Annotated in this window: 2 protein-coding genes; one reads left to right on the top strand and one right to left on the bottom strand. The window is 31.2% G+C overall.

The genetic code is table 11. From position 1 onward, the window contains the following. Nucleotides 1–143: 143 nt before the first annotated feature. Nucleotides 144–677: a hypothetical protein gene (locus B5G32_RS13410; protein ID WP_087936947.1), complete on the bottom strand. Its 534-nt coding sequence runs from the start codon at nt 675–677 to the stop codon at nt 144–146. Between the two features lie 192 nt (nt 678–869). On the opposite strand from B5G32_RS13410, the gene B5G32_RS13405 reads away from it, so the two are divergent. Beyond that, on the top strand, nt 870–2,246 hold a 1,377-nt coding region (locus tag B5G32_RS13405; protein ID WP_239386263.1), incomplete at its 3' end, for a substrate-binding domain-containing protein.

The raw sequence follows: 2,246 nt of genomic DNA, 5'->3' as shown, positions 1-2,246 counted from the left end.
GTGGAGCCTCAAAGTTTGCGTACTTGGAAAGAAGTCATCCACGACAATGGATATAATACCATATATTCTTTCATTTGAAAACTAAAAGCTGTTGACTTTTTTACTTTGTCAACAGCCTGAAATCAGTTTAAAAACTGATTTTTTTATAACTCATTTTGTATAACTTGATGATTTTGGTCATATAAAGTCCAATCATCTATATGACAAGAAGACCCATCTAACATATAAATGTCAAGGATATGGGAATCATTGATTTCTTTTTCATAAACCTTCCCATCATTCACAAAAGAATATTGAGAAGCATTTTGTTTATTTTTCCCATAAACAACAATAATAGCCTGATGAGAATCTGCATAATTGAAAGTATCTATATCCTGAGAAGAAGATGATCCTCCCCAAAACTGATAGTCGTTCGTCCATAAATTCTGAACATTTTCATAAATAAGCAAATGGCTTTGAGCTTGATCATCAAGATAGGAAATAAAATATAATCCATCCTGATATTTTATTTTTTCAATAGTTTCAAAATGACCATCCCTTTGTGATATATCTTGAATAAGATAACTATAAAAATCTTGTGGTTGATGTCGTATAATCATGACAAGACATCCAATAATGATAAGCAATAATAAAAAAATATACATATTCAAATACTTTTTCATATGATTCATAAACATGTGTAAATCTCCTTATAAAAAACCATTCCATTCTTATTCATTTTATATCATGTCATAATCCACCTGGCTTTGCGATTTGTTAATATGAAGTTTAAGTTAATTTTATATAAAATAAAAAATATGTTTTCATCATCATATTTCCATTAATCGTACACATCTTTATATTATAATAAAAGTAGGAAGGTGAGTCTTATGAAACAATATTTATATTACTTTTTTTCACGTTACATCTTACTTTATTTTTTTCTCTCTATACCTGCTATTGGATTTATGTATGTACCTGAACTTTATCCTCCTATCATGATCCTCTTTTTATGGATTTACACATTTATGCTCAAAAGAAAAAACAATCTTCAAAAAAACTATTTTCTTTTTCAAGCTTTCCTTGTTCTATTGATTTCAATAGCCCTATGTATTTCTTTTATTCTTTCTCAAGGTTATTTATCTTCTCCCTACTGGAATATCTTCTATATTATGACCCTTCCTTTTAGTCCATTGATTTTATCATCTACGACTTTTGCAAATTACTCCGTTGTTTTTATCAGTCCTATTATCATTCTTCTTGCCCATCTCATTTTCATTTACGCTATGACAAAACCTCAAATCCAAGCACGTCGTATCACTATATGGTCATTAGTCATGATAATAACAACAACGACCAGTCTGTACATTTATCAGAATAGCCCTTCTCAAAAATTTAAGGGCGGACATGATTTTGACTACATGAACGGTTATTCCAGCACTGATTTATCTCACTTCTATCCTTACACAGAAAATAGCCAGCTTGTAGAGCTTCAAGAACCAAGTACTTTTACTATTGAAAATGAAAAAGACATGCCTATTCTTGATGGGGCTGAAGCCTGTTATCCTGTCTACAGTGCCATTGCGAAAGCTGTCTATAAAGATATTGGCCAGATAGAAAAAGCCTATAGTGAAACAGAAGACTACAATTATTATAATACCAATGGCAAAATTGTCACATTCACCAATACATCTGTAGGTTATACACGTTTAATCAATGGTGAAGTTGATATGTTCTTTGGGGCCAAACCATCAAAGTCACAATTAGACGAGGCTAGAGAGGCTGGTGTTGAATTTGAATATACACCTATCGGTCAGGAAGCTTTTGTATTCTTTGTTAATGAGGATAATCCTGTTTCTCATTTATCGACGCAACAAATTAAAGATATCTATCATGGTGATATAACAAACTGGCAGGAAGTTGGTGGACAAAACAAAGATATTCTTGCTTTTCAAAGACCTGAAAGATCTGGCAGTCAATCTATGATGACCCATTTCATGGGAGATGTTTCATTAAAGAAACCTCTTCAATATGAATACGTTTCAGCAATGACCGGTATTATTACTGATACAGCTCAATATAATGGTGAAAAAGATGCCATTGGATATACATTTAAATACTTTTTAGAAGGGCTTCATCAAGAACAAAATGTGAAAATATTATCTGTTGATGGTGTTGAGCCAACGACTGAAAATATTAAAAATCAGACATATCCTATATCTACTTATTTATATTGTGTGACTTTAAAATCTAATCAAAAAGAAAAT

The organism is Massilimicrobiota sp. An80, from assembly GCF_002159255.1.
Classification (GTDB): domain Bacteria; phylum Bacillota_I; class Bacilli_A; order Erysipelotrichales; family Coprobacillaceae; genus Allocoprobacillus; species Allocoprobacillus merdigallinarum.
Note: the sequence above shows the minus strand (reverse complement) of the source record. Positions and strands in the feature narration are given on the sequence as shown.

Excerpts from the sequence above, each read along its gene's own strand:
- B5G32_RS13410 (WP_087936947.1), bottom strand. The coding sequence starts at position 677 with ATGTTTATGAATCATATGAAAAAGTATTTGAATATGTATATTTTTTTA.